Genomic DNA, 3,972 nt, shown 5'->3' with positions numbered 1-3,972 from the left:
GCGCCGACTTCTTCGACGCACAAACCTACCCGACCGCCACCTTCACCAGCACCGGCGTCACCGTCGCCGGCGAGGGCAAGCTGGCCGTGGCCGGCGACCTGACCATCCACGGCGTCACCAGGCCCGTGGTCATGGACGTCACCATCAACAAGGTCGGCGAGCATCCGATGAGCAAGAAGCCCGCGGCCGGCTTCGACGCCAGCTTCGACATCAAGCGCAGCGAATTCGGCGTCGGCGGCTACGCCCCGGCCGTCAGCGACGAAGTGCGCATCGAGATCACCGTCGAGGCCCAGAAGGCCGAATAAGGCTTCCGCGGGGTCCGGGCATGTAAAATGCCGCCCGGACCCCGAAGGACCTTCATCATGTCGCGTACCGACACCGCCACTGCCCGCGGACAGGCCAATGCCGAACGCCGTTACGAGGTTCTGCGTTCGGAGCTGCCGCTGTCCTGCCCGACGCCGGCCATGGCGCTGTGGAACTCGCATCCACGGGTTTACCTGCCGGTCGAGGCCACGGGCGAAGCCATCTGCCCGTACTGCGGCGCCCACTTCGTCCTGAAGGACTGAGGCCCGGGCGGGTTTCCCGGCCGTGCGCCGCCTGACCGTCGTCCAGCTGCTGCCGGCCCTGCACAGCGGCGGCGTTGAACGCTCCACCCTCGAGATCGCCGCCGCCCTGGTCGCGGCCGGGCATCGCTCGGTCGTCATATCCGCCGGTGGCCGCTTGCTTGAACGCCTGCTGGCGACCGGCAGCGAACACCTTCAACTGTCCGTCGGCCGCAAATCCCTGCTGGCCGCGCCCGGCACCATGCGCCGCCTGCGCGCCGAACTGGCCCGCATCCAGCCCGACATCGTGCACGCGCGCTCGCGCCTGCCGGCCTGGATGGCCTGGTTCGCGCTGCGCGGCATGCCGTCGCCGCGCCCGCATTTCGTAACCACCGTGCACGGCCTGAACTCGCCCGGCCGCTACAGCGGCATCATGCGCCGCGGCGAGCGGGTGATCTGCGTGTCCGACACCGTGCGTGCCCACGTCCTGAAAAACTGGCCCGACACCGACCCGGCGCGCCTGCGCGTGATCCCGCGCGGCATCGATCCCGCGCAGTTCCCGCGCGGCCACCAGGCGCCGGAAAGCTGGCGCATTGCTTTCGCCCGGGAGTTCCCGGCCCTGCAGGACGGCCGCCTGCTGCTGATGCCCGGCCGCGGCACCCGCCTCAAGGGCCACGCCGACGCCATCGAACTGCTGGCCCGCCTGCGCGACGCCGGCGAAGACGCGCGCCTGTGGCTGCTGGGCACCCGCGAGCCGGGCCGCGAGGCCTACGTCGCCGAACTCGAAACCCTGGCCCGCGAGCGCGGCGTGCTCGGGCAGATGGTCATCAGCCCGCCGCGCCACGATGTCGTCGACGCCTACGCCGTCGCCGACCTGGTGCTGCAGCTGTCGAACAAACCCGAAGCCTTCGGCCGCACGGTCATCGAGGCGCTGTCGGTCGGCCGCCCGGTGCTGGGCTGGGACCACGGCGGCGCCGGCGAACTGCTGCGCACGCTGTACCCGCAGGGCGCCGTGCGCCTGGGCGACAAGGCCGCACTGGCGGCGGCGGCGCGCGCCATGCTGTCCGTGCAACCGCCGATGCCGGTTACCATGCCCCACACCCTGGCCGCGATGCAGTCGGCCACGCTGGAGACGTATGCAGGCCTCGTCCACGACTGAAAGCCAGCTGCGCTGGGCCCCGTGGTGGGTGCTGGCCTCGGTGGCGCTGTGGCCGCTGCCCGGCCCGGCCGAAGCCGTGCTGTCGCTGGGCGCGCTGGCCGCGCTGGCGGTGCTGGCGATCCAGCGCTTCCGCGGCGGCATGGCCCTGCTCAGCCACGAGGCCTGGGCGCTGACGACGGTGCTGTTCCTGAGCTACTGGCTGCCCGAACTGCTGTCGTCGCCCGATGCGATCAATGCCCGCCGCGCCGTGCGCGAATCGCTGCTGGACCTGCGCTACCTGCCCTTCCTGTGGCTGGTTGCGATCGCCGTGGCCAACGACCGCGGGCGCCGGCTCACCTTCGGCGGCATCGCAGTGATCTGCGGCTTCTGGCTGCTCGACGCCCTGGTGCAGGCCGCCACCGGCTGGAGCCTGGGCGGCCAGGCCACGGCCGACCGCCTGAGCGGCGTGTTCGGCGCCGGCAACCTGAAGCTGGGCCTGGTGCTGGCCAGCCTGGCTCCGTTCCCGCTGATCGCCGCGGCCGACCGCTTCGGCCTGCGCGGCTGGCTGCTGGTGGCCATGGCCCTGGTGGTGGTGGTGCTGCTGGCCGGTGCCCGCGCGTCCTGGGTCACCCTGGCCCTGGTGCTGATCTGCTGCGCCTGCATGCAGTTCCGCAACCGCCGCGCCATCTTCACCCTGGTGGCTGGCGCCGCGGTGGTGCTGGTGCTGGCCACGGCGTTTTCCGACAAGCTGCAGGAGCGCGTGCAGCGCACCGGCGCCATGCTCGACGGCAGCTCCGAAGGCGTGGACCACGCACTGTCGGGCCGCCTGCCGATCTGGCGCACCGCCGCCAACATGGCCATCGCCCATCCGGTGAACGGCGTCGGCGTGCGCGGTTTCCGCGATGCGTACCCGGAGTACGCCGATGAAACCGACCCTTGGCTCGACGACCCCGATCACGGCGCCGGTTACCACGCGCACCAGATTGTGCTCGAAGTGCTGAGCGAAACCGGCCTGGTCGGCGCCTTCTTCTGGATCGGCGGCGCGGCCCTGGCCTGGCGCGCCTGGCGCTTCGCCAGCCCGGAGGCGCGGCGCCGCGCGCGGGCCCCGGCGCTGGCGCTGGCGGTGACGGTGTTCCCGCTCAATACCCACCTGGCCTTTTATTCAACCTTCTGGGGCGGGCTGACGCTGCTGCTGGCGGCGCTGTACGCCGGCAGCCTGCTGGCGGACAAACCGCGCGGCGACGCCGCCGACGAGGCCTGAGCCGCGTGCGCTGTTTCTTCCTGCCGCTGCTGCAGGCCGTGGCCTGGCTGGCCGGGCGCCTGCCGCAAGGTTCCGCGCTGGCGCTGGGGCGCGCGCTGGCCTGGCTGCTGTGGCCGGCGCTGGGCTCGCGCCGGCGCATCGCGCGCATCAACGTGGACCTGTGTTTTGCCTCACTCGACGCCAGGGCGCGCCGGCGCCTGGCCGACGCCAGCGTGGTCAACACCGTGGTCGGTGCGCTGGAGCTGCTGCGCGCCTGGCATGCGCCGCCGCGCACGCTGGCCGGGCTGGCCGACATCGAAGGCATCGAGCACCTGCGCGCCGCGCTCGAGCGCGGCCAGGGCGTGCTGCTGATGTGCGGCCACTTCACCCATACCGAACTGGCCGTGCGCCTGCTGGGCGAGGCCCTGGGCAGGCCGGTGCGGGTGGTCGTACGCCGGCACAACAATGCTTGCCTGGAGCGATGGTTCGAACGTTCGCGCGCGGCCGTGTACGGCCCCAGCATCGGCAAGAAGGACGTGCGCGGCCTGATCCGTGCGCTGCAGGCGGGCGCGCCGGTGGTGTATTCGGCCGACCAGAACTTCACCTACCAGAACGCCTTCGTGCCGTTTTTCGGCGTGCCTGCCGCCACGCTGACGGCGACGCCGGAGCTGGTGCGGCGCGGCCGGGCGGTGCTGCTGCCGTTCTGGTACCGACGCGGCGACGACGGCCGCTACCGCATCCGCATTCAAGCCGGCTGGCCGGGCTGGCCCTCGGACGACCCGGTGGAAGACGCCGCGCGTTACATGCGTGAACTCGAAACCGTGGTGCGCGAATGCCCGGAGCAATACCTCTGGGCGCATCGCCGCTTCAAGACGCGGCCGCCGGGCGAGCCTCCGGTCTACTGAGCGAGGGGCCGGGCTTCTGGTCTTGCCCATTGGCAATCAGTGCGTTTGTAAGTGCTGCTTCCGCGGGTGGAGGCAGCGTGCAGTCGCCCTGCCCGACACGCCGCAAGTACGTCCCTGTAGGCTCATCGTCGACATCCATGTCTCCGA

The 3,972-nt window shown here is 71.7% G+C and carries 5 protein-coding genes; all 5 read left to right on the top strand.

The features are described from left to right. Positions 1 to 305, top strand: a 305-nt coding sequence (locus AACZ35_RS12975) for a YceI family protein (RefSeq protein WP_339829975.1), incomplete at its 5' end; no start/stop codon positions are given. Positions 306 to 362: 57 nt separating this feature from the next. After that, positions 363 to 566 (top strand): zinc-finger domain-containing protein, encoded by a 204-nt coding sequence (locus tag AACZ35_RS12970; RefSeq protein WP_339829973.1) that lies wholly within the window; start codon positions 363 to 365, stop codon positions 564 to 566. A 22-nt stretch (positions 567 to 588) separates the two neighbouring features. Then, positions 589 to 1,701, top strand: coding sequence for a glycosyltransferase (locus AACZ35_RS12965; protein ID WP_339829971.1), 1,113 nt, complete (start codon positions 589 to 591; stop codon positions 1,699 to 1,701). Beyond that, on the top strand, positions 1,679 to 2,941 hold the full coding sequence (locus AACZ35_RS12960; protein WP_339829969.1) for an O-antigen ligase family protein: 1,263 nt from the start codon (positions 1,679 to 1,681) through the stop codon (positions 2,939 to 2,941). Before AACZ35_RS12965 ends, AACZ35_RS12960 begins: the two co-directional genes overlap by 23 nt. Positions 2,942 to 2,946: 5 nt before the next feature. Next, positions 2,947 to 3,825, top strand: coding sequence for a lipid A biosynthesis lauroyl acyltransferase (locus AACZ35_RS12955; RefSeq protein WP_339829967.1), 879 nt, complete (start codon positions 2,947 to 2,949; stop codon positions 3,823 to 3,825). Positions 3,826 to 3,972: the final 147 nt, after the last annotated feature.

Source organism: uncultured Arenimonas sp., from assembly GCF_963976025.1.
Taxonomy (GTDB): domain Bacteria; phylum Pseudomonadota; class Gammaproteobacteria; order Xanthomonadales; family Xanthomonadaceae; genus Arenimonas.
The sequence above is the reverse complement of the archived record's forward strand: the minus strand, read 5'-3'. Positions and strand labels throughout refer to the sequence as shown.